The organism is Kribbella sandramycini (assembly GCF_013131805.1).
Classification (GTDB): Bacteria; Actinomycetota; Actinomycetes; order Propionibacteriales; family Kribbellaceae; genus Kribbella; species Kribbella sandramycini.
Genome location: NZ_JABJRC010000005.1, coordinates 347,545 through 368,521 on the forward strand (window position 1 = coordinate 347,545; position 20,977 = coordinate 368,521).

Annotated in this window: 23 protein-coding genes; 14 read left to right on the plus strand and 9 right to left on the minus strand. The window is 68.7% G+C overall.

What is annotated here, in order from left to right; all coding sequences use genetic code 11:
- The first annotated feature begins 156 nt into the window (after positions 1-156).
- Together HPO96_RS22325 and HPO96_RS22330 are read left to right on the plus strand one after the other, a co-directional pair.
- Positions 157-1,512 carry a sensor histidine kinase gene (locus HPO96_RS22325; RefSeq protein WP_238355382.1) on the plus strand — a complete coding sequence of 452 codons (1,356 nt, stop codon included), beginning with the start codon at positions 157-159 and terminating at the stop codon, positions 1,510-1,512.
- A complete protein-coding gene (locus tag HPO96_RS22330) occupies positions 1,491-2,258 on the plus strand; it encodes a response regulator (RefSeq protein ID WP_171675544.1) in 768 nt (255 codons plus the stop codon). Before HPO96_RS22325 ends, HPO96_RS22330 begins: the two co-directional genes overlap by 22 nt.
- Before the next feature lie 178 nt (positions 2,259-2,436).
- On the opposite strand, the gene HPO96_RS22335 is transcribed toward HPO96_RS22330, so the two are convergent.
- Both HPO96_RS22335 and HPO96_RS22340 read right to left on the minus strand, forming a co-directional pair.
- The gene (locus HPO96_RS22335; protein ID WP_171675546.1) at positions 2,437-5,193 is read right to left on the minus strand and encodes an ABC transporter substrate-binding protein; all 2,757 of its coding nucleotides are present in this window, start codon (positions 5,191-5,193) and stop codon (positions 2,437-2,439) included.
- Between the two features lie 68 nt (positions 5,194-5,261).
- Positions 5,262-5,606, minus strand: coding sequence for an MmcQ/YjbR family DNA-binding protein (locus tag HPO96_RS22340; protein WP_171675548.1), 345 nt, complete (start codon positions 5,604-5,606; stop codon positions 5,262-5,264).
- A 64-nt stretch (positions 5,607-5,670) separates the two neighbouring features.
- Here HPO96_RS22340 and HPO96_RS22345 point away from each other — a divergent pair, with 64 nt between their 5' ends.
- The 5 genes from HPO96_RS22345 to HPO96_RS22365 are packed head-to-tail and all read left to right on the plus strand — an operon-like array spanning position 5,671 to position 10,751.
- A complete protein-coding gene (locus tag HPO96_RS22345; protein WP_171675550.1) occupies positions 5,671-6,702 on the plus strand; it encodes an alpha/beta hydrolase in 1,032 nt (343 codons plus the stop codon).
- A 10-nt stretch (positions 6,703-6,712) separates the two neighbouring features.
- Positions 6,713-7,840, plus strand: coding sequence for an MFS transporter (locus HPO96_RS22350; RefSeq protein WP_171675552.1), 1,128 nt, complete (start codon positions 6,713-6,715; stop codon positions 7,838-7,840).
- Between the two features lie 45 nt (positions 7,841-7,885).
- The gene (locus HPO96_RS22355) at positions 7,886-8,632 is read left to right on the plus strand and encodes an esterase family protein (RefSeq protein ID WP_171675554.1); all 747 of its coding nucleotides are present in this window, start codon (positions 7,886-7,888) and stop codon (positions 8,630-8,632) included.
- 9 nt (positions 8,633-8,641) lie between these two features.
- On the plus strand, positions 8,642-9,871 hold the full coding sequence (locus tag HPO96_RS22360; protein ID WP_171675556.1) for an ATP-grasp domain-containing protein: 1,230 nt from the start codon (positions 8,642-8,644) through the stop codon (positions 9,869-9,871).
- A 4-nt stretch (positions 9,872-9,875) separates the two neighbouring features.
- The gene (locus HPO96_RS22365; protein WP_171675558.1) at positions 9,876-10,751 is read left to right on the plus strand and encodes an amidohydrolase family protein; all 876 of its coding nucleotides are present in this window, start codon (positions 9,876-9,878) and stop codon (positions 10,749-10,751) included.
- Here HPO96_RS22365 and HPO96_RS22370 read toward each other — a convergent pair.
- Positions 10,741-10,977 (minus strand): hypothetical protein, encoded by a 237-nt coding sequence (locus tag HPO96_RS22370; protein ID WP_171675560.1) that lies wholly within the window; start codon positions 10,975-10,977, stop codon positions 10,741-10,743. The genes HPO96_RS22365 and HPO96_RS22370 overlap by 11 nt on opposite strands.
- Before the next feature lie 275 nt (positions 10,978-11,252).
- On the opposite strand from HPO96_RS22370, the gene HPO96_RS22375 reads away from it, so the two are divergent.
- Positions 11,253-13,058 carry a glycoside hydrolase family 2 protein gene (locus HPO96_RS22375; protein WP_171675562.1) on the plus strand — a complete coding sequence of 602 codons (1,806 nt, stop codon included), beginning with the start codon at positions 11,253-11,255 and terminating at the stop codon, positions 13,056-13,058.
- On the opposite strand, the gene HPO96_RS22380 is transcribed toward HPO96_RS22375, so the two are convergent.
- Complete coding sequence (locus HPO96_RS22380; RefSeq protein ID WP_171675564.1) at positions 13,043-14,140, minus strand: YeiH family protein; 1,098 nt, start codon at positions 14,138-14,140, stop codon at positions 13,043-13,045. The two genes, HPO96_RS22375 and HPO96_RS22380, sit on opposite strands and share 16 nt — an antisense overlap.
- A gap of 80 nt (positions 14,141-14,220) precedes the next feature.
- On the opposite strand from HPO96_RS22380, the gene HPO96_RS22385 reads away from it, so the two are divergent.
- On the plus strand, positions 14,221-14,991 hold the full coding sequence (locus tag HPO96_RS22385; RefSeq protein WP_171675566.1) for a GntR family transcriptional regulator: 771 nt from the start codon (positions 14,221-14,223) through the stop codon (positions 14,989-14,991).
- On the opposite strand, the gene HPO96_RS22390 is transcribed toward HPO96_RS22385, so the two are convergent.
- Positions 14,979-15,908: a LysR family transcriptional regulator gene (locus HPO96_RS22390; RefSeq protein ID WP_171675568.1), complete on the minus strand. Its 930-nt coding sequence runs from the start codon at positions 15,906-15,908 to the stop codon at positions 14,979-14,981. The genes HPO96_RS22385 and HPO96_RS22390 overlap by 13 nt on opposite strands.
- Before the next feature lie 109 nt (positions 15,909-16,017).
- On the opposite strand from HPO96_RS22390, the gene HPO96_RS22395 reads away from it, so the two are divergent.
- The 4 genes from HPO96_RS22395 to HPO96_RS22410 all read left to right on the plus strand — a co-directional run bounded on the left by HPO96_RS22395 (position 16,018) and on the right by HPO96_RS22410 (position 17,772).
- Positions 16,018-16,728, plus strand: a complete 711-nt coding sequence (locus HPO96_RS22395; protein ID WP_171675570.1) for an SDR family NAD(P)-dependent oxidoreductase — start codon at positions 16,018-16,020, stop codon at positions 16,726-16,728.
- 2 nt (positions 16,729-16,730) lie between these two features.
- Positions 16,731-17,066 (plus strand): YybH family protein, encoded by a 336-nt coding sequence (locus HPO96_RS22400; RefSeq protein ID WP_171675572.1) that lies wholly within the window; start codon positions 16,731-16,733, stop codon positions 17,064-17,066.
- A gap of 11 nt (positions 17,067-17,077) precedes the next feature.
- Positions 17,078-17,470, plus strand: coding sequence for a VOC family protein (locus tag HPO96_RS22405; protein ID WP_171675574.1), 393 nt, complete (start codon positions 17,078-17,080; stop codon positions 17,468-17,470).
- A gap of 62 nt (positions 17,471-17,532) precedes the next feature.
- Positions 17,533-17,772 carry a hypothetical protein gene (locus HPO96_RS22410; protein ID WP_171675576.1) on the plus strand — a complete coding sequence of 80 codons (240 nt, stop codon included), beginning with the start codon at positions 17,533-17,535 and terminating at the stop codon, positions 17,770-17,772.
- 398 nt (positions 17,773-18,170) lie between these two features.
- Here HPO96_RS22410 and HPO96_RS22415 read toward each other — a convergent pair whose 3' ends face one another.
- From HPO96_RS22415 to HPO96_RS22430, 4 genes are all read right to left on the minus strand, one after another.
- Positions 18,171-18,833 carry a zf-HC2 domain-containing protein gene (locus HPO96_RS22415; RefSeq protein ID WP_171675578.1) on the minus strand — a complete coding sequence of 221 codons (663 nt, stop codon included), beginning with the start codon at positions 18,831-18,833 and terminating at the stop codon, positions 18,171-18,173.
- Entirely contained in the window at positions 18,830-19,339 is a 510-nt protein-coding gene (locus tag HPO96_RS22420) for a sigma-70 family RNA polymerase sigma factor (RefSeq protein WP_171675580.1), read from the minus strand. The genes HPO96_RS22415 and HPO96_RS22420 overlap by 4 nt, the downstream gene beginning before the upstream one ends.
- 36 nt (positions 19,340-19,375) lie before the next feature.
- Complete coding sequence (locus tag HPO96_RS22425) at positions 19,376-19,786, minus strand: DoxX family protein (RefSeq protein WP_171675582.1); 411 nt, start codon at positions 19,784-19,786, stop codon at positions 19,376-19,378.
- 127 nt (positions 19,787-19,913) lie between these two features.
- The gene (locus HPO96_RS22430; protein ID WP_171675584.1) at positions 19,914-20,330 is read right to left on the minus strand and encodes a MarR family winged helix-turn-helix transcriptional regulator; all 417 of its coding nucleotides are present in this window, start codon (positions 20,328-20,330) and stop codon (positions 19,914-19,916) included.
- A 51-nt stretch (positions 20,331-20,381) separates the two neighbouring features.
- Here HPO96_RS22430 and HPO96_RS22435 point away from each other — a divergent pair, with 51 nt between their 5' ends.
- Positions 20,382-20,975 carry a TIGR03086 family metal-binding protein gene (locus HPO96_RS22435; protein WP_171675586.1) on the plus strand — a complete coding sequence of 198 codons (594 nt, stop codon included), beginning with the start codon at positions 20,382-20,384 and terminating at the stop codon, positions 20,973-20,975.
- Positions 20,976-20,977 lie beyond the last annotated feature (2 nt).

A 20,977-nucleotide genomic window follows, 5' to 3' on the forward strand; every position in this document is an offset into this window, starting at 1 on the left:
CGGCACGGTCGCCACATCGGCCCCAGGGACCGTCCTCGCAGGCCTGAAGTAGGCCCTGAGTATCAGATCGGACGTCCCGACTCCTCCAAAAGTTGGAGAGTTACCCGACCGCGCTGACGAAGCGTTATCGAGCACCGGATGACTACGCTGGGCGACATGACCCGATGGCGACGCCTCTCGCAGCTCCAGCAGGACCTGCTGCTGGCCGCCGGCGCCGGTCTCGTCTGGTTCGGGGCGCTCCAAATCATCAACGACAGCTGGCTGCGCCCGCGGAACCCGATGGTGTCCGTGGTGACCGGCCTCTTCCTGGTCGCCACCATCGCCTTCGGCCGCCGCCGGCCACGCACGACGCTGATCGCGGTCTCCATCCTCTACCCGTTCGTGTACGCCACCGTCGGCACCGGCCTGGCCGCGCAGCTCGGGCTGAGCGTCTTCGGCCAGCCCAAGATCGCCGACGCCGCGCTGCAGTCGGAGATCCATCTGGCCCCGCTCCTGGTGGCCGGCTACCTGGCCGCGGCCAACGGCGTCCGCCGCCTGGTCAGCGGGTTCTTCGCGATGGGCAGCCTGGCCGGGCTGATGATCGGGCTGCCGACCGTGGTCGCGATCGTGCTCGGCCACTCCAACCGCGCGATCATGTACGGCACCCGCTACCAGAACCTGCCGAGCGACCTGCAGAGCCTCTACAGCTACATCGACGTGTCGCTGTTCGTGTTCGCCGAAGGGCTGATCTGCGGCATGGTGCTGCTCGGCGCCGACGTGTACCGGCGGCGCAAGAACCTCGCCGTCCTGGAGCAGCGCAACGCCGAGCTGGTCCGGCTGCGCGCGGTCGAGGCCGAGCGGGCCGCGGTCGCCGAGCGGACCCGGATCGCCCGCGACCTGCACGACGTGATCTCGCACCATGTCAGCGCCGTGGTGATCCGGGCCCAGGCGGCCGACCGGGTCGCCGACCAGCGGCCCGAGGTGCTGCGCGAGGCGATCCGCTGGATCATTGCCAGCGGCAAGGAGGCACTGAGCGCGATGCGGGAGACGGTCCGGGTGCTGAACACCGCGCAGTCCGGCGCCGAGCTGAGCACCGGCTCCGGCGGCGGCACGGCCCCGGTCCCGGATCTGGGCGACGTCGCCCGGATGGGCGAGCGGCTGAAGGCCGTCGGGATCGACGTCGCGATGGTGCTGCCGACCCGGCAGCAGCAGCTCACCACGGCCACCGAGCTGACCGCCGTCCGCATCATTCAGGAGGCGCTGACCAACGTGATGGTGCACGCGAAGGCGACCGCGGCTCGGGTGACCTGGCAGAGTGGACCGCAGGGCGAGCTCCTCACGATCGACGACAACGGCAGCGGCGGCCCGCCGCCGGTGAACGTCCTGGAGACCGCCCGGCGGAGCGAGAGCGGCCGCGGGAACGGGCTGATCGGAATGCGCGAACGGGCCACAGCGGTCGGCGGCACCCTCGCCGTCGCGGCCGGCCCCTTGGGTGGATGGAGAGTGCAGGCATGGCTGCCGCCGCAGAGCTGACGGAGACCGAGCAGAGCCCGATCCGGATCCTGGTCGCCGACGACCAGGGCGTGATCCGGATGGGCCTGGCGATGATCCTCGACCACGAGCCGGACCTGACCACGGTCGCCCAGGCCGGGGACGGCGAGGAGGCGCTGCGGCTGATCGAGCAGTACGACCCGGACGTCGTCCTGATGGACATCCGGATGCCGGTGATGGACGGCCTGGTCGCCACCGAGCGGATCACCACGGCGAACAAGGCCTCCGGCCGGTCGAAACCCGCCGTCCTGGTGCTGACCACGTTCGACGACGAGGCCTACGTGCTGAGCGCCGTCCGGGCCGGCGCCTCCGGATTTCTGCTCAAGGACACCGATCCCGATCTGCTGGTCTCCGCCGTCCGCGCCGTCCACCGCGGCGACTCGCTGGTCGACCCGGCGTCCACCCGCGTGCTGCTGGAGCGATGCGTCGAGCTGGAGCGTCAGGTCGGCGGGGTGGCGCCCAGCGCACCCGCCCAGCCGGATGCGCGCTGGGTCGGGATGTTGGCGCAGCTGAGTGAGCGCGAACGGGAGATCCTGGTCTGGATGGCGAGGGGTCTCTCGAACCGCGATCTGGCCGGCAAGCTGTTCGTCAGCGAGACCACGGTCAAGACCCATGTCAGCAGCGTGCTCTCCAAGCTGGGGCTGTCGAGCCGCGTGCAGGCCGTCGTGGTCGCCTACGAGGCCGGCGTCGTCCGGCCGGGTGAGGCCGACGTCCGCTGGGAGTCCTAGAGGAGCAGCCAGGCCGCCACCCCAGCGGCGACGAGAAGTAGCAGGATGGTCACGAGCTGGCTGAATACCGAAGCCCTGCGGCGTTCGGGTAAGAAGTCCCCGGTCATACGTCAAGGATTACTGACGAAACCCGGCTTCCCATCGGTCGTCGGTAGCATCTTCGGGTCCTCCTGAAGGACTAGTCGACCGGGCACCAGGCCGGCGACTCGGCCCGCGGACCACACACGATCGTTGCCCTGGGCACCGGCCCGCCGCGCTCGAAGGTGACGATCGCCACCGGCTTGTCCACCGGCACCCGCCGCGAAACGCTCCCGCCGAAGTCGATCCGCCCGGTGACGCCTTGGTAGCTGCGCTGACCGCCGTCGGCGTCCGTGATCGACTGCAGCGCCGAGCGGACCGTGCCGCCGTTCACCGCGATATTCTCCCGCCGCAGGTGGCTGGCGGCCAGCACGACCGTGTACGCCGCGTCATAACTCAGTGCCGCATAGCCGTCGAGGCTCCGGCCGCGCTCGGTCTTCTCGTACTGGAACATCTCCTGCAGCCGGGCGTAGAAATCCGCCGACTGCGGCGGCGCGTTGGTGAGCAGGTCGGGGGCCAGCGCGAGCGCGAGGTACTGGAACGGGACCGACTTGTTCAGCCCGCTCACGCCGCGATCGGCGACGTACTTGGTCGTGTCGGAACCGCCGACGACATACGGCGGTTGCACACGGCAACGGTCCTGGATACCGCCGAGGAAGGCCTGGAAGTCGACCTGGCCGCGACCGGCGAAGAACACGATCTCTTCCTTGTGGTCACACGCGTCCACCCCGGCCTGGGTCGCGTCCAGCCCGATGCCCTTCGGGTTGTAGGACACCGCCGTGCCGGGGACGCCGATGGCGCGGAACGCCTTCAGGGCGTCATCGGCCAGGTTCTGGCTGTAGGTGTCGGTGGGATCGTCGGACTTGTAGACGGTCAGTTTGGGGGTCAGCCGGCGTCCGAAGGGGTCTTTGCCGGTCGCGAGCAGGTTCCGGACGTGGGCCGCGGCGACGGCCGCCTCGCGCCGGTTCTGCGGGCTGATCTGCAGGTACATCCGGCTGACGTCGACCATCTGGTCCGCGGTCAGCACGGCGGCGACGGTCGGCAACCCGACCGCGGCCAGTTTGCGGACCATCTCCTGGGTCGACTCGCGACTCTCGACCAGGCCGAGGACGGCGACGATCGACGGATCCTCGGCCGACAGCGCGCCGAGCTGGCCGGCGACCCGGTCCGCGTGCCGGAACTGCGGCCCGGCGTTCGCGATCAGGATCCGCAGGATCGGCTCGTACCGTTCGGCCGGCTTGCCGAGCTGCACAGCCTGCGCGACCGCCAGCCCGGCCAGCTGCTCGCCCTCCGCGATGAACACGCCTTCGTTGGGTGACCGGTCCGTCGTCGAGGCCAGGAAGACCAAGGAGATCAGCGGCCGATCGGGCTGCTGCTTGCTCAGCTCGGCGGCTTGCCGGTTCTGCTCGAGGATCTTGTTCCGGACCGGCGCGAACGTCTGACTGGGGAACAGCAACGCGTTCGTGCCGTCGGTGACGCCGACGCAGTCGCCGTCCACCTTGGCCACCGACTGATCCGCGGCCTCGATCCCGAGCCAGGTGAAGCCGTCGCCGCCACAGTGTCGCCGATCGTCCAGGACGCCGAAACCGGCGTACGTCGAGGCCAGGACGGCGAACACCGACGCGATGATCAGGAAGCCGCCGGGGCGGCGTCGCCACAGCGGGCCGATCACTCGTTGGAACTGCACCGGGCGTTCCTGCTCGGTCGACACGACGGGCCGCGGCCACCAGCCCAGCCTGCGCGCCACGGCGATCTTGCTGGCGCCGATCGGGAAGACCAGCAGCCAGGCGCCGATCCAGTGCCGCAGGCTCTCCTGGAGATGCCGTGCTCGCCAGGCGGCGACGCTCTCGTCGACCATGGCCTCGCCAGGGTCCAGAGCCAGCGGCGGGACCTTACGACCGATCGTGACCAGCAGCAGCGGGTCGAACCGCATGGTGTCGTTGCGGACCTCGGCCACCATCCGCACCAGCAGGTAGCCGCCGTTGGTTCGGCTGATCGGGCCGACCATCAGGATCGGATGCGTGGCGCGATGGCGTCGCACCCACTCGACCGGCCGGAAGCCGGCCCGGAGATCCTCCAGGAACGCGTTGACGAGCAGACCCGCGAACCGCTCCGGATCCTGCTCCGGCCGTTTGTCCTTGGTGACCCGGCGGGCCAACTCGAACAGGTTGTCGTCACCGCGGGCGACGTACGGCTGGTTCCGCAGCCAGCGGTAGGTGCCGGACAGCATCGGCACGCGCCCGCTGTGCCGCAGCCAGAAGAGCGTCGGCAGCAACCAGAGCGTGAGCACCTGCAACCAGCCCGGGAGCTGGAGCTGAATACGGGCCCACACCCCGTCGCTCTCGCCGACGCCACCAACCGCCCGCCGGTACAGCGCCCGCCGTACCTGCTTGGCGTCTGCGAAGGACTCGCCCATCAGCCAACGGATCAGGTCGTACCGGGAGAAGACGTAACCGCCGGACCGGTTGTCCTTCAGCCCGGTCGTCGCGCGGTCGAGCAGCTGCACCAGCTCGTCGACCTCCGCGGTCGACACCGGCTGCAGCTCGGCGTCCGGGCCGTCCGCCGGCGACTTGTCCTCCAGCCCCACGACGAAATGCGGCACCTGCAGCTCCGGCGACTTCGCGCCCTCCGGCCGCAACCGGTCCGACAACATCCGCAGGACGACGGGGCTCGCCGGCTGCCCGTGCGGCGCCGGCCGCTGCAGCTCGAGCGGGTCCTGAACACAGGCGAAGATCGGCAGCGACTCGTCCCGCGCATGCCGCAGACTGCGGTCGAACCGATTCAGGCTCCGCCGGCGATAAACCTCCGCCAGACACTCGGCCAGCTGACTGAATCCGAGCGGCACTCTGTCGGCCACGTTGCCCCCAGCTCCTCACCGTCGAGGGGACAACGTACGGCACTCCGTGCGCTCGCGACAGCGCTGTGTCATCGACCGGCCATGAACTCCGCCCACACCTTCTTCGGCACGCACATCCCCCACGCCTCCAGCACGAGCTCCCGCAACTCGTCGTACTCGATCGCCGCCAGCCGCACCACGATCCACCGGTACCGCTCGTCCGCCTTCGACGGTGGCAAGAACTTCCCCGGCTCCGCCGCCAGCGCCGCCGCCCGCTCCTCCCGCGGAAACCCGATCCCCATCGTCTCCTCATCGGCCGCGACCGCCAGATAGACGATCCGCCCGACCCGAAACTTGATCCGGTCCCGCACCAGCACCTCATAACTGCGCGGCAGATCCGCGGTTGCCGCCCTGATGTCCGTGAGATCGACCACCCGCTCACGATAGGCGGTGATCACTGACACCTCATGGCAGCTTTTGGCCGGGTACCGTTCAGGGATGCCTGGAGTGGTGAGTGCGGTGGAGGGGGCCGAGGTGGTGTTCCGCCTCGGTGATGCCGCGCATGCGTTCGCGGGTGTTCGGTTGTGGCAGGAGTTGGGACTGGCGGCCGAGCTGCTGGAGTTCAAGCCGGTTGAGTACGGGTGGGAGCTGCGGTTGGCCCGGCCGTCCGTGCATCGGATGGAGTACTTGTTCGATATCGCGGATCTGGGGATGCGGACCGATCCAACCAACCCACGGGTGGTCGGCGGGGCGTTCGGGGATCACTCGTGGTTGCCGTTGCCGGGGTATGTGGAGCCGGAGTGGATCGGGGTGGAGCCGGTCGCGTCCACGCTGACGCCGTTGACGGTGGAGTCGCCGGTCGGGCCGATCGAGGTTCAGGTGTGGGCGCCGGAGGGGATCACACCGGCGTTCGAGCTGCCGCTGCTGCTGGCGCACGACGGGCCGGAGTTCGCGATGTACGCCGGGCTGACGCACTACGCGGGCGCCATGGTCGCCGAGTCGAAGCTGCCGCCGTTCCGCCTCGCTCTGATCCGGCCGACCAGCCGCAACCTCTGGTACGCCGCCAACCCGCAGTACGCCGCGGCCCTGACGCAACTGGTCCTCCCGACGCTGCAAACGCAGTACAAGAGCCGCCAGCCGGTCCTGATGGGCGCGAGTCTGGGCGCGCTCGCCGCCCTGTACGCCGAATGGCAGCACCCGGGCTCGTTCGACGGCCTCTTCCTGCAGTCCGGCTCGTTCTTCACCCTCGACACGGACCCCCAGGAGTCCCGCTTCGAGTTCTACGCCGAGGTGACCGGATTCGTCGGCGAGGTGCTCGCGGCAACGAGCTTCCCGAGTACGCCGTCCGTCGCGCTGACCGCCGGCGCGACCGAGGAGAACGTGCACAACAACCGGGTGATGGCGGCGCACCTGGCCGAGCTCGGCCTCGGCGTCGAGTTCGACGAGACCCCGGATATGCACAACTTCACCGCTTGGCGCGACGTCCTCGAACCGGATCTGACGGGATTGCTGAACCGCGTCTGGAGTTAGTGTCGAGCGGGTGGTCAAAACACTCGCGGGGTTCGGTGCGTTCGGTCTGTTCTGGGGAGCGTGGGGTGCGGTCCTCCCCGCGGTGAAGGCCGAAGCTGGTGTCACCGATGCACAGCTCGGCGCGGCGTTGCTGATGGTCGGTCTGGGTGCGCTGTGCTCGATGCGGTTCACCGGCTACCTGATTGACCGCTTCGGCGGCGTCGTACTGCCAGTGACCGTGCTGCTGTTCGCGGTGTGCGGCGTCCTGCCCGCGCTGGCTGGTTCGGCGGTCGCGCTGGGCGGTGCGCTGTTTCTGCTGGGTGCGACGTCCGGTGCGACCGATGTGGCGATCAACGCGACCGGCTCCAGCGCGGAGGCGGAGACTGGCCGGCCGCTGATGAACCTCGGTCATGGGCTGTTCTCGATCGCTGTGGTGGTCGCCAGTCTCAGTACGGCGGGTCTGCGGGCGGCCGGGGCCGGTGCGCTGCCGGTACTCGGTGGTGTCGCGATTCTGATCGCCGTACTGACCGCAGCGTTGTTGGCACCGGGCTCTACCCGGATCAAGCCGGTTGTAGCCGAGAAGGCACCGCGACGGCTCGAACCGGCGTTGCTGGTATTCGGCGGGCTGTGCGCCCTCGCCTTCGTCGTGGAGAACGCCTGGCAGAGCTGGAGCGCCGTCCACCTCGACACGACGCTTGGCGCGGCGCCTGCGCTCGCCTCCAGCGCACCGGCCGTCTTCGCGGCCGCTGCGGCCACCGGCCGGATCAGCGGGAACGCATTGCTCCGCCAAATCCAGCCAGCCAGGCTGCTGGTGATCGGCGGTCTCGTCGCAGCGCTGGGCAGCGCACTGGCCGCAGTCGCCGGTTGCGCCTGGCTCGCGCTGGTCGGTATCGCCGTCGCCGGCCTCGGTACGTCGGTCTGTGCACCGACCATCATCGGAATGGCCGGTGCCTGGGCAGGTCCGGAGCGCCGGGCGAGCGCTATCTCCACAGTCACCACCATCGCGTACCTGGGCTTCCTGCTCGGCCCGGCCGCCGTCGGCGCGGCGTCCAGTGTCTGGTCGTTGCCGACGGCACTGGGCGGCGTCGCAATACTCGCTGTGATCGTCGCCGTCCTCGGCCCGGCAGCGGGACGCGCTGAGCAGAGGCAAACCAGGTGAAGACATGGCAGGGTGTCGGACGGGACACTAGGTCAGGGGTGAGGCATGGAGCGGGAGCAGGTCGAACTCGAGGCGCCAGGGCTTGACCGGCGCGGGACGCTGATCCGGTACGGGCACTACGGACGGCCGGTGCTGGTGTTTCCCAGTGAACAGGGCCGGGCCTGGGACTACGAGAACAACGGCATGGTGGACGCCGTCGCCGGGCTGATCGAGGCCGGGCGGGTGAAGCTGTACTGCGTCGACTCGTACGACCACCTGAGCTGGTCGGACCGGAGTATCCAGCTGGAGGACCGGGCCCGCCGGCACGGCGGATACGAGTCCTGGATCCTGGATCAGGTGGTCCCGGCGATCGGTCGGGACACTCCGGGCGCGAGTGACATCATCACCACCGGCTGCAGCCTGGGCGCCTTCCACGCGCTCAACTTCGCGTTCAAACGGGCCGACCTGTTCCCGATCGCGATCTGCCAGTCGGGCAACTACGACGCCGCCAGCTGGCACGCCTGGGGTGAGCGCGGCGAGGCGACGTACTTCAACAATCCGGCCGACTACCTGCCGAACCTCGAGGGCGATCACCTGGACTGGCTGCGCCGCCGCCTGTTCGTCGTCCTCACGGTCGGTCAGGGCGACTGGGAGACGCACCCGACCGGCTCGTTGCCGTCGGCCCGCGCGATCGACGGCGTCCTGACCGCCAAGGGCATCCCGCATGAGCTGGATCAATGGGGGTACGACGTAGCCCACGACTGGCCCTGGTGGCGGCAGCAGATCGCCCACCACCTGCCCCGATTCGTCTGAGGAGAACTTGTGGCTGACAACTCCCGTCATCTGATCGGCCTCCTGCTCGGCGCGGAGGAGGACTGGCCACAAGCGTTCGAAGCGCTGCTCCGCCGCGTGGGGCCGGTCGGCGGCCACGAGTTCGCGGCCGAACGGCTGACGATCGAGCCGTTCGACCTGAACGATCCGGTCAAGGTCGGCCTGGTGATCGACCGGCTCGCGTACTGGTACTACCACCCGCGCGAGTGGCTGAAGAAGGCCGCGCTGATGAACGGCACCTACCTGCTGAACTCGCCGTTCACGTTCCAGTCGATGGAGAAGCACTCGGCGTACTGCGCGATGCTCCGGCTCGGCCTGAAGATCCCGAAGACCGTACTCGTGCCGTACAAGAACCCGGTCGACAACGTCCGCTGGGCCTACACGTCGGCGAAGTACAACAAGACCTTCGACCTGGACGCGATCGCCGAGGACCTCGGCTACCCGCTGTACATGAAACCGTTCGACGGCGGCGGCTGGCGCGGCGTCTCCCGGATCAACGACAAGGTCGACCTGCACCAGGCCTACGACCAGTCCGGCGAGATGCTGATGCACCTGCAGGCCACCATCGACTACGACAAGTTCGCCCGCGCGCTCTCGATCGGCGCCGAGACGATGGTGATGGACTTCCGGCCCGACGAGCCGATGCACAACCGGTACGCCGTCTCGCACGGCTTCCTCAGCCCGTCGGCCGGCCATCAGGCAGTCGCGATCAGCCGGATCGTGAACGCGTTCTTCGGCTGGGAGTTCAACTCCTGCGAGATGCTCGTCCGCGGCGACTCGGTGCACCCGATCGACTACGCCAACGCCTGCCCGGACGTCGCCGTCACCTCGCTGCACTACTACTTCCCGTGGGCGATCAGCGCGCTGGTGAAGTGGTCGGTCTTCAGCCTCGCGACCGGCCGGCGCAGCTCGGTCGACCTGCAAACCGATCGGTACTTCGCGATCGCGGACGACGAGTCCCTCGACTACGACGCCAAGATCGAGGCCTATCTCGGGCTGGCCGACGAGCACTTCGAGACCGCGAAGTACCACGAGTGGTGCGCCGAGAACCTGCCGGACTTCGACGCCCGCGTCCGCGACTGGTTCAGCGGCGCCGAGTTCGAGCGGATCCTCCGCGAGACCGTCGTCGCGACCTACCCGGCCGACGAGCAGGAGAAGTTCCAGGCGCACTTCCACGGCCTGATCAACCTCTGGCTCGCCGACCAGGCGGAGAAACACTGACCCCATGCACGATCACGAGGTGCCGGCCTGGTGGGCCGGGCTGGGGCTGGACGGGCTGGTCGACATCCATGTGCACTTCCTGCCCGACCAGGTGATGAACGCGGTCTGGGCGTATTTCGACCAGGCGGCGACGCATTACGGCACGGCCTGGCCGATCAGTTATCGGACGTCGGCCGAGGAGCGGGTCAAAACCCTGCAGAAGTTGGGGGTTCGGGCCTTTCCGGCGCTGGTCTACCCGCACAAACCCGGCATGGCGGCCTGGCTGAACACCTGGGCCCGCGACTTCGCCGCGACCACCCCCGGTTGTGTCCCGAGCGGCACCTTCTACCCCGAGCCGGGCGCGGCGGCGTACGTCCGCGAGGCCCTCGACCTCGGCACCCGCATCTTCAAGGTCCACGTCCAGGTCGGCGACTACGACCCCCGCGACCCCGAACTGAACGACGTCTGGGGCCAGCTCGCCGACGCCGCCGTCCCCGTCGTCGTCCACTGCGGCTCCGGCCCCATCCCCGGCCGCCACACCGGCCCCGGCCCGATCGGCGAAGTCCTGAACCGCCATCCGAACCTCACCGCGGTCATCGCCCACCTGGGCATGCCCGAGTACGCCGAACACCTCGCCCTCACCACCTACCCGAACGTCCACCTCGACACCACCATGGCCCTCACCCCCTTCACCGAGGCCCTGATGCCCTTCCCCCGCACCCTCGTCCCCCGCCTGGCCGACCTCCAAGACCGCATCGTCCTCGGCACCGACTTCCCCAACATCCCCTACCCCTACGCCACCCAACTCCAGGCCCTCACAGACCTGAAGCTGGGCGACGCCTGGCTACGCGCCGTCTGCCACACCAACGGCGCCCGCCTGCTCGGAACGACTACGGGCTGACCTGGATGTAGAGGTCGGAGCCGTAGCTTTCCAGTTCACATTTGAAGTCGTACCACTCGTTGTTCCGGATTCCCTGGTAGCCGCGGTTCAGGCACTTCGAATAGGTGTCGCCACCGTAGAAGGTGGTGTAGTAGCGCAGCGGTGACGCGTTGGCCGCCGGGGCCGTGACTACTGCGCCGGCGCCGATGACTGCTGCGGCCGCCACGGCCATGAGTAACTTCTTCACTTTCGCTCCAGAATTGTTCGCCCAACAGAGGAGCCTTGATTCTTTGCGATTTGCACCGGGGTGCGGGAAAGCCGCGGGTGAACGCCGCCGGAAATCCGCTCGCCGTAGCACGCTGGTCGAATTGTCCGGGTGTTCGGGAGGTCTTTCCGTGCGGGTCATCCCGGCGTGGAGACCCGGGGGCGTCCCAGGGCGCGTTGTCCACCGTTGCCAGGCTGGATTCCAACGTTGTACTGTCGTTGGCGGCCCGTCACCACCACTTGCCTCGGGAGTTTCCGATGACCCAGCCACGTGCCGAGTACCCGCGTCCCCAGTTCGTTCGGGCGGAATGGGTGAACCTGAACGGCGAATGGCAGTTCGAGACCGATCGCGGCGACAGCGGGATCGACCGCGGCGTGCGGGATCGGGAGCTGGCGCAGCGGATCACCGTGCCGTTCGCGCCGGAGACCGCGCTCTCCGGGATCGAGGACGTCGACTTCCTCGAAGCGGTCTGGTACCGGACGACGATCACCGTCCCGGCCGAGTGGAGCGGGAAGAACGCCGTCCTGCATTTCCAGGCCGTCGACCACGACGCGACCGTGTGGGTGAACGGCGTCGAAATGGTTCGGCACCGCGGCGGCTTCACGCCGTTCAGCGCGAATCTGAAGGACGTCGCACAGCCGGGCGAGCAGGCCACGATCGTCGTCCGGGCGCGGGACAGCCGGCACACCATTCAGGCCCGCGGCAAGCAGACCAACCAGTACGGCAACTACGGCTGCCTCTACACCCGGACGACGGGGATCTGGCAGACCGTCTGGCTCGAGGCCGTTCCCGAGGTGCACCTCGGCCGCCCGCGGATCACCCCGGATGTCGCCGGGTCGACGTTCCACCTCGCCGTCCCGGTCTCGGCCAACAAGCCCGGCTACCAGGTGCGCGCCGTCCTGCAGGACGCCGACGGCGACGTCGCGACCGCCGTGGTGCGGGCCGATCTCGACCTCGCGCCCCGGCTGACGCTGCCGGTACCGGCCGACCGCGTCCGGCTCTGGGACACCGCGGACCCGCACCTGTACGACGTCCGCCTCGAACTGATCGATGCCGATGGCAACGTTGTGGACCAGGCCGACAGCTACGCCGGGCTGCGGTCGGTCTCGATCAACGGCCAGGCGATCCTGATCAACGGCAAGCACGTCTTCCAGCGGCTCGTGCTGGATCAGGGCTACTGGCCGGAGAGCCTGATGACCGCGCCGTCCGAGGAGGCGCTGATCGCGGATATCGAGCTCAGCCTGGCCGCCGGGTTCAACGGCGCGCGCCTGCACCAGAAGGTTTTCGAGGAGCGCTTCCTCTACCATGCGGACCGGCTCGGCTACCTGGTCTGGGGCGAGTTCGGCGACTGGGGTTCGGGCGGCGACACCAGCGACGACAACCAGCAGCCGACGGCGTCGTACGTCGCGCAGTGGCTGGAGGCCGTGGAGCGCGACTACAGCCACCCGAGCATCATCGGCTGGTGCCCGCTGAACGAGACGCACCAGTACCTGCACGACCGGATCACCCAGCTGGACGACGTCACCCGCGCGATGTTCCTGGCCACCAAGGCCGCGGACACCACCCGCCCGGTCCTGGACGCCTCCGGCTACTCGCACCGCGTCCCCGAGACCGACGTCTGGGACTCGCACAACTACACGCAGGATCCGGCCGAGTTCGCCCGGGAGATGGCCGGCCTCGCGGACGGCACGCCGTTCGAGAACCGCGGCGGCCACGACCACAAGCAGATCTCCCAGCCGTACGCCGGGCAGCCGTACTTCTGCAGTGAGTTCGGCGGCATCTGGTGGAACGCGGCGAAGGCGGCCGCGGGGAAGAGCGGGAACAGCGAGGACTCGTGGGGCTACGGCCAGCGGGTCGCGGACGAGGAGGAGTTCTACCGCCGGTTCGCCGGGCTGTGTGACGCGCTGCTCGACAACCCGTTGATGTTCGGCTACTGCTACACACAGCTGACCGACGTCTTCCAGGAAGAGAACGGGATCTACAACTTCGACCGCAGCCGGAAACTCGACGTACCGCGGATCAAGACCGTGCAGACCCGCCCGGCAGCTTACGAGAAGGACTGAAGTACGAGGCTGCCGACCGCGACCAGGGCCCAGAGAATCGCTCCGAGCACGAGCGGCCTGGGCCCTGCATCGCGCAGTTCCTGCGGACGCAGCGACAGACCGATCGCGACCAACGCCGCGGTGATCAGGCAGGTGCCGATCAGGCTCAGCGTCGGCAGCCAGGCATCCGGTACGGCGCCCGCGCTGCGCAGCCCCGCCGCGGCGATGAACCCGATCAGGAACAGCGGCACCAACTTCCGCCACGGCAACGGACCCCGAGTCGACGCCGTGGCGCCGTCGTACGACGCACCCGGTACGTCGAGTGCCCGCGCGGCCCGGTTCTCCCGGCGAATCTTCAGCGCGACCAGCGTGAGCACGATCGGGATCAGCGTCAGCGAGCGCGTCAGCTTCACCACGATCGCCTGATCGCCGGCCTCCTGGCTGTACGCGTACCCGGCCGCGACCACGGACGACGTGTCGTTGATCGCCGTACCGGCCCACAACCCGAACGCCTCCGGGCTCAGATTGAGCAGATGCCCGAGCGGCGGAAACGTCAGCACCGCAACGACGTTGAACGTGAAGATTGTCGCCAGCGCATAAGCCACCGACGACCGCTTCGCCCCGATCGCCGCCGTCGCCGCCGCGATCGCCGAACCCCCGCAGATCGCCGTCCCCACGCCGATCAGGATCTGCGTGTCACCCCGCACCCCCAGCAACCGCCCGAAAACCCAAGCCCCGCCCAGCGCCAGCCCCAACGTCCCCAGCATCACCGGCAACGACGACAACCCCACCTGCGCCACCTGCTGCAGCGAAAGCCCCGTCCCCAGCACCACAATCGAGACCTGCAACAGATTCTTCGACGCAAAGTCGATCCCCGGCCGAAACACCTCCGCCCGCGCCCGCGGAAACGCCACCCCCACCAACACCCCCAACACAATCCCGAACACCGGCCCACCCACCACCGGCACCAACCGCCCAAGCGGCACGGCGATCGCCGCGAGCACCAGGACGACGAGCAGACCGGGCAGCCGACCACGCCTCGGAAGCAGCCGCGGAAAGTGCAGGGCCGAGGTACCGATTGCCCTAGTGTCGACCTGCACCATCGGCTTGGTTCCTCCTGACGGAAATGTGCGTACATTTAAGTTAGGAGATGACCGGACATTTGGCAACTCGGAGGGTGAGGATGGGCGTGCTGGACCGGTCGGGCGGGGAGCCGTTGTGGAAGCAGTTGCAGGGCGAGTTGGTGCGGCGGCTGCGGGGTGGTGAGTTCGATGCGGCGTTTCCGGGGGAGCTGGCGCTGGTTGAGGAGTACGCGGTCAGCCGACACACGGTGCGGCAGGCGCTGAGCCAGTTGCGGGCGGACGGGTTGATCGTGGCGGAGCGGGGGCGGCAGCCGCGAGTGGCGGCGGTGCCGGAGATTCGGCAGCCGATGGGTGCGCTGTACAGCCTGTTCTCGTCGGTGGAGGCGTCCGGGCTGGCGCAGCACAGCGTGGTGCGGGTGCTGGATATTCGAGCGGACGGCGTGATCGCGGCGCGGCTGGAGCTGGAGGCGTCGATTCCACTGCTGTACCTGGAGCGCCTCCGGTACGCCGGGAACGAACCGCTCGCTCTCGACCGGGTATGGCTGCCGGCGTCCGTCGCAGCCCCCTTGCTGGACGCCGACTTCACCCACACCAGCCTCTACAACGAACTCTCCGAACGCACCGGCGTCCGCCTCGACCACGGCAGCGAGGACATCCGCGCCCTCACCCCAACCGACGCCGAACGCGAGCTCCTACACTGCCCGCCCGACGCCGCCGTCTTCTCGATCATCCGCCAAGGCACCGCCCAGGGCAGCCCGGTCGAATGGCGCCACACCGTAGTCCGCGGCGATCGCTTCGCCCTGTCGGCAGAGTTCTCCGCCAACGCCGGCTACCGACTCACCCCAGCCGCCGCTCAGGCTCACGGCTGGTAGGTCGCTGCCCCCGGCCGGAATGGGTCATCCCCCGGCAGCCAGTACGGCGCCGCGCCGAAGTCGACGACCACCTCGCGCGTCAGCGCCGCCACAGCCGCGAGTACGGCGGGGTTCGTCTCGTCCCAGCGCGACACCAACCCCCACGTCCACACCGGCGCCGGCTCGATCACCGGCCGCCGGACGAGCCCACTGGGCAGCGGAGTCGCATCCCGCTTCGGCGAGCTGATCACCGGCCGCCCCAGCCGCCGCACATGATCGAAGAACGCGGGCCCAGTGATCCCGTGATCATCGATCCGCTCCACTGTCGCCCCGGTCGCCCGGGCGAACTCCAGTGCGTAGATGTTCCACGAAGCCCACGCATCGGCGTCCGCATCAACCAGTACGACCGCGTCCCGCGCTCGCACGGCCGTCTCACCGCCAACCGACACAGCGGACAACCGATCCGCGCCGATCAGCCGGGCGGTCAACTGCTGCTCCGCCAGATCCGTCGCGCGCACCCAGCAGATCGCCAGGTCAAGACTGCCGTCCGCGACGCGGCCCGCCTGCGCATGTGACGGCAGCACCCACGCGTCGACCCGCAATTGAGCCACCCCGGAGACCCGCTCCTCCAGATCCGGCGGCCGCCAACTCACGTACCCGAGCCGCACCGGCTCGCTGACCGCGAACCCGCGCGCCGCCCGCCGCAGCTCATCCGCTTGTTCGAGTAACGCCCGCGTCCGCGGCAGCAGCGTCTCGCCGTACGCCGTCAGCGTCACCGTCCGCCGATCGCGCTCGAACAGCCGGACGCCGAGATCCCGCTCCAGAGCCTTGATCTGCTGCGACAACGACGGCCCAGCGATCCGCAACCGGGTCGCCGCGCGCCCGAAGTTCAGCTCCTCGGCGACCGCCACGAAGTACCGCAACTGCCGCAGCTCCATGCCGCGAAGCCTAGTAGCCAAAGCCTCCCAGCTAGGAGCAGATCGGTCGTGGAAAACGATCAATGGTTCGACAAATATCGAAGTACAACACCTCGAGAAAGTGAGAACCATGAACCCCCAGAAAGTCGCCGTGATCACCGGGGCCTCCCAGGGCATCGGCGCCGGGCTGGTCACGGCGTACCGCAAACTCGGGTACGCCGTGGTCGCGAACTCGCGGTCGATCACGCCGTCCGAGGACCCGCTCGTGCTCGCCGTCGCCGGTGACATCGCCGAGCCCGGCGTCGGCAGCCGCGTGATCGAGCAGGGCCTGGCGGCCTTCGGCCGGATCGACACCCTGGTCAACAACGCCGGCGTCTTCGTCGCCAAACCTTTCACCGAGTACACCGATGCCGACTACGCCGCGGTCACCGGGATCAACCTGCTCGGCTTCTTCGAGACGACGCGGCGCGCGGTCGCCGCGATGCTCGAGCACGCCGACGGCGGCCACGTCGTCAACATCACCACCAGCTTCGCCGAGCACGGTTTCAGCGCCGTGCCGGCCGCCCTCGCCGCGCTCACCAAGGGCGGCCTGAACTCCGCGACCAAGTCCCTGGCCACCGAGTACGCGACCCGCAACATCCGCTTCAACGCGGTCGCGCCGGGCGTGGTCCGGACGCCGATGCACCCAGCGGAGACGCACGAGTTCCTCGCGGCCCTGCACCCGGTCGGCCGGATCGCCGAGATCGAGGAGATCGTCGACGCGATCAGCTACCTGGAGACGGCGAAGTTCGTCACCGGCGAGATCCTGCACGTCGACGGCGGCCAGACGGCCGGGCACTGATCGTGACCACGCTCACCGAAGTCCTCGACCACTGGCAGGCCGGTATCGCGGCCCACGACCCGAAGGCGATCGCTGCCCTCTTCACCGAGGACGCGATCTTCCAGGGCCTACACCCGTACGGCGTCGGTCGCGACGCGGTCGCCGAGTACTACGACTCCCAGCCGTTCGGCCTGCAAGCGCAGTACGAACTGCTGGAAACCCGGGAGCTGGCGGCCGGTTTGCAACTCGGCTACCTGACAGTCGATTTCACGTTCACGGACCGGCCGCCGGTCACCGTCAATCTCAGCATCCTGCTGAACCACGGGCTGATCGCGCACTATCAGGTCTCCCGGCTGTAGATACTGGCTGTATGGGAGTCAAAGAGCTGCGGTTGGTGGTTACGGCGGACGACTACGACGAGGCGGTGACCTTCTACCGCGACGTGCTCGGATTGCCCGAGCGCGCGTCGTACTCGTCGGAGAACGGCCGCGTCGTCATCCTCGAAGTGGAACGCGCAACGCTGGAGATCGCCGACCCGGCGCAGGCCGAGTTCATCGACAGCGTCGAGGTCGGCCACCGGGTCGCGCCCAAGTACCGCTTGGCTTTCGAGGTGGACGACGCCGCCGCGACCACCGCGCAACTCAGCGACGCCGGCGCGACGGTGATCGCCGAGCCGACCCGCACCCCGTGGGACTCGCTGAACGCACGGCTGGCGACTCCGGGTGGGATCCAGCTCACACTGTTCACCGAGCTCGACGGCTGAGAAGCCTGGCAGCGAACACGCTCAAAGAGGCGAGGACGGGAAAAAGCGCTTAACCTTCGGCCATGAGTGAGTTCGAGCCCGGCGCCGATTTGGTGTCCCGTCTCCCTCTGCCTGGTCACGTGGTCGTCCTTGCGGACGGTCAGTGGCGCCGCGGCTGGTTGATCGGCCGCGAGCACGAGGAGACGGGATGGACCGGTCTGGTGCAGTACGAGGACGACGAGGGTCTGGAGCGAACGGAACGCCTGCCGGCGGACCGGATCGCGCTGGCCGCGCCGCCCGCGCCGAACGAGCAAGCCTCGTAGCGCAGCAACCGAAAGGCAGTAAAAACACGAAGGCCCCCGGGAGGCGAGTCAACCGGGGGCCTTCGTGGTGTCTGTAACGCAGCCGGGGCGCCTCAGGTCGGCTGCTGCACGAAGATCCCGTCCCAGGCCCTTCGGGCGGTTGACCTGGGACGGGAAGCTTTCGTGGCGTTACACACGGTGTATCGGCGATCACGGCCCGGGTGTTACACGAATCAGCAAAAATTCTTTCGGGGTCAGCTTTCAGGGCCGGCTTTCGGGCCCCGGACAGGGGTCGGCCCCGGTGCACTCATCCCTGAACACCGGGGCCTGAATTGCCGCCCTCGCGCGCGACCGGCAACTCCTGACCCACAGGTGCCCCGCGCGGCGGCCGATATGCGTAACAACGCATAGCAAACCGATCAGAACTGAACGGCGAGCAGGATGCGGCCGCTCTCCGAACTGCGGATGTCGAGCGCGCGGATCTCGTCGCGACGCAGCTTCGTCGTCGCCGCCGGTTTGACGGTCGTGCCGGGTGTCGACGTCCAGCTCGCAAGCAGTTGCGCCTTGCCGGACTTGTCGGTCAGGTAGAGCTCGTAGCCGCGGGCTCGCTCACTCGGGGTCGCGAGATCGTCGTACCGGCAGCTGATCTCGATCGTCGTCCCCCACCGCTCCGGCACCAGCCGGGCGTCGGCGGACAGCTTGCTCTCCACGGTCTGTGCGAGGACGACGTAGTCCCCCTGCGGTTCGGTCTTGGTCAGCGGGATCGCGATCAGCGCGCCGATCACCGCGGCCGTCCCGGCGACGGCCGCCATCACGGCGCCCAGCCGCAACCGGCGGCGCCGGCGATCGCGCTCGACCGCTCTGGTCAAGCCAGGCAGGAGATTCGGCGTCATGATGCTCACCGACGTCAGCGCCTGATCAGCGGGTAACGCCGCCAGCGCGGCCGGTACGGCGGTCAGCGACGCGACCGCCGTCGTGCACTCGGGACACGTGGTCAGGTGCTCTTCGAAGTCGCGCCGATCCTTGGCCGACAGCGCGCCGAGCAGGTACGCGGCGTCCCATTCGCAGTAACGATCGCTCATTGACTCGTCACCCCCCTCTCCTGCAACGCGAGCTTCAACGCTCGCAACCCGTAGTGCAGCCGCGATTTCACGGTGCCGGACGGGATGTCCAACTCCTCGGCGATATCGGTGACCGTGCGGCGCCCGTAGTAGGCGCGCACGATGACCTGCCGATGCTCCTCCGACAGCTGGGCCAGCGACTCGGCCACCAGCCAGGCGTCCAGTACGGCGTTCGCGTGATCGGTACTGGGCTTCTCCGGCAGGTCGCCGCTGGCCACCTCGCGGTTGACCCGGGCACTGCGCCGGTCGTCGATGACGAGATTGCGCGCCACCGTGAACAGCCAGGCCCGGGCCCCCGCTTCGTCCTCGGTCAGGATCTGCGGCCGCCGCCACGCTCTGAGCAGGGTCTCCTGGACGACGTCCTCGGCCAGACGGTCGTCACCGGTGAGCCGGACCACGAACCGCCACAGCGCCGGCGCGTGCACATCGTGCAGCTCCCGCAGCATGGCGGCCTTGTCGTCGGCCATCGCGCTCCTGCTCGATCGGGGGCGACCCGATCCGGGTCACTCCACGGCTACCGCGGTCTGCCGCCGCGTCGACGCTCCCCGCTCGACTCCCCAGGCGCCGTTGCCCAGGAACGCGATCAGCAGGAACGCGAAACAGAACAGCGCCGCCTTCTCGCCACCATTCTGCACGGGCAGCAAAGCATCCGCCTGGTGGACAGCGAAATAGGCGTACGCCATCGAACCCGAGCAGAGCAGCGCGGCGTACCGGGTACCGAACCCGATCGCCACCAGCGCGCCGCCGACGAACTGGATCATCGATGCCCACCAGCTCGGCCAGACGAACGCCTCCACCTGCCGGGTGCCGAGGACGCCGAACAACGCGGCGGCGCCGTGACACGAGAACAGGAATCCGATCACGATCCGGAAGACGGCGATCACCTGCGACTGATAACGCTCCAGCACCTTCATGGGCCTCACTCCTCAAGGGGCGGGTTGGGGACTTGCCCGTTCGAACGGCTGTCCTGCCCTTTCGGTTCAACCAAAAGTGACCTCTATGTCACAGATCGAATCCGTTGTGCTGAAACGGTCAAGGCTGCTATCGACCCGACAAGGCCCGGAGTGACCGCAAGAATCCGGCCCGATCGGCGGCCGGCACGCTGCTCAGCAGCTCGTCCTCGTAAGCCCGGATACCCTTGCGGACCGCTCGCCGGACGCGGCGCCCTTTCGCGGTGATCGAAAGCAGGCGGACCCGCCGGTCGTCCGGATCCGGTGTCCGCTCGATCAACTCGGCGGCCTGCAGCTCGTCGAGCGTCCCGATGATGCGCGACTTGTCGGCCCCGATCGCCGCGGCCAGCGCGGCCTGGGTGCGCACCGGGGTCTCGTCGAGCGCGGTGAGCACCGCGTAACCCCACATCGAGACGTCGTGCGCGGCCAGGATCGGCGTCTCGGCCGCGATCAGCACCCGCATCAGCGGATACAGCATCGCGGCCAGATCGGGGCGATCGTCGGTCATGTCCGGAAGATAGCACTGGCGCAATCATATGCAGCTGCTTATGATCCACTCATGTCTACGATTGACTACGTCACCCTCGATCGCCGCGCGGTTCAGGCCGGCCTCGGACTGGTCGGCAGCGCGACCGACGCCGACCTCGGCAAGCCGACGCCCTGCCAGGGCTGGACACTGCACGATCTGCTCGCCCACATGACCGCCCAGCACTACGGTTTCGCGGCCGCCTCCCGCGGCGAGGGCGGCCTCGACGTCTGGCAGCCCCGGGACCTCGGCGCAGACCCCATCCAGGCCTACGTCACCGCGGCCGAGCACGTCCTGGACGCGTTCGCCGCGGACGGCGTCACCGAACGCCGCTTCCCACTCCCCGAGTTCGGCCCGGACGTCGTCGTCCCCGGCGGCCAGGCGATCAGCTTCCACTTCATCGACTACGTCGTCCACAGCTGGGACGTGGCCCGCTCGCTCGGCACCACAGCCCACTTCACCACCGACCTCCTGGACGCCGCCTGGACCGTCGCCCAGGTCGTCCCCACCGGCGAAGCCCGACTGGCCCCCGGCGCCCCCTTCGGCCCCGACGTCCCGTACGCCGGCGACGACCAACTCGACCGCATCGTCGCCCTGCTCGGCCGCTCCCCCAACTGGCCGAACTGACC

Excerpts from the sequence above, each read along its gene's own strand:
- HPO96_RS22325 (WP_238355382.1), top strand. The coding sequence starts at position 157 with ATGACCCGATGGCGACGCCTCTCGCAGCTCCAGCAGGACCTGCTGCTG.
- HPO96_RS22330 (WP_171675544.1), top strand. The coding sequence starts at position 1,491 with ATGGCTGCCGCCGCAGAGCTGACGGAGACCGAGCAGAGCCCGATCCGG.
- HPO96_RS22345 (WP_171675550.1), top strand. The coding sequence starts at position 5,671 with ATGCCTGGAGTGGTGAGTGCGGTGGAGGGGGCCGAGGTGGTGTTCCGC.
- HPO96_RS22355 (WP_171675554.1), top strand. The coding sequence starts at position 7,886 with ATGGAGCGGGAGCAGGTCGAACTCGAGGCGCCAGGGCTTGACCGGCGC.
- HPO96_RS22365 (WP_171675558.1), top strand. The coding sequence starts at position 9,876 with ATGCACGATCACGAGGTGCCGGCCTGGTGGGCCGGGCTGGGGCTGGAC.
- HPO96_RS22375 (WP_171675562.1), top strand. The coding sequence starts at position 11,253 with ATGACCCAGCCACGTGCCGAGTACCCGCGTCCCCAGTTCGTTCGGGCG.
- HPO96_RS22380 (WP_171675564.1), bottom strand. The coding sequence starts at position 14,140 with ATGGTGCAGGTCGACACTAGGGCAATCGGTACCTCGGCCCTGCACTTT.
- HPO96_RS22385 (WP_171675566.1), top strand. The coding sequence starts at position 14,221 with ATGGGCGTGCTGGACCGGTCGGGCGGGGAGCCGTTGTGGAAGCAGTTG.
- HPO96_RS22390 (WP_171675568.1), bottom strand. The coding sequence starts at position 15,908 with ATGGAGCTGCGGCAGTTGCGGTACTTCGTGGCGGTCGCCGAGGAGCTG.
- HPO96_RS22395 (WP_171675570.1), top strand. The coding sequence starts at position 16,018 with ATGAACCCCCAGAAAGTCGCCGTGATCACCGGGGCCTCCCAGGGCATC.
- HPO96_RS22405 (WP_171675574.1), top strand. The coding sequence starts at position 17,078 with ATGGGAGTCAAAGAGCTGCGGTTGGTGGTTACGGCGGACGACTACGAC.
- HPO96_RS22410 (WP_171675576.1), top strand. The coding sequence starts at position 17,533 with ATGAGTGAGTTCGAGCCCGGCGCCGATTTGGTGTCCCGTCTCCCTCTG.
- HPO96_RS22415 (WP_171675578.1), bottom strand. The coding sequence starts at position 18,833 with ATGAGCGATCGTTACTGCGAATGGGACGCCGCGTACCTGCTCGGCGCG.
- HPO96_RS22420 (WP_171675580.1), bottom strand. The coding sequence starts at position 19,339 with ATGGCCGACGACAAGGCCGCCATGCTGCGGGAGCTGCACGATGTGCAC.
- HPO96_RS22425 (WP_171675582.1), bottom strand. The coding sequence starts at position 19,786 with ATGAAGGTGCTGGAGCGTTATCAGTCGCAGGTGATCGCCGTCTTCCGG.
- HPO96_RS22430 (WP_171675584.1), bottom strand. The coding sequence starts at position 20,330 with ATGACCGACGATCGCCCCGATCTGGCCGCGATGCTGTATCCGCTGATG.
- HPO96_RS22435 (WP_171675586.1), top strand. The coding sequence starts at position 20,382 with ATGTCTACGATTGACTACGTCACCCTCGATCGCCGCGCGGTTCAGGCC.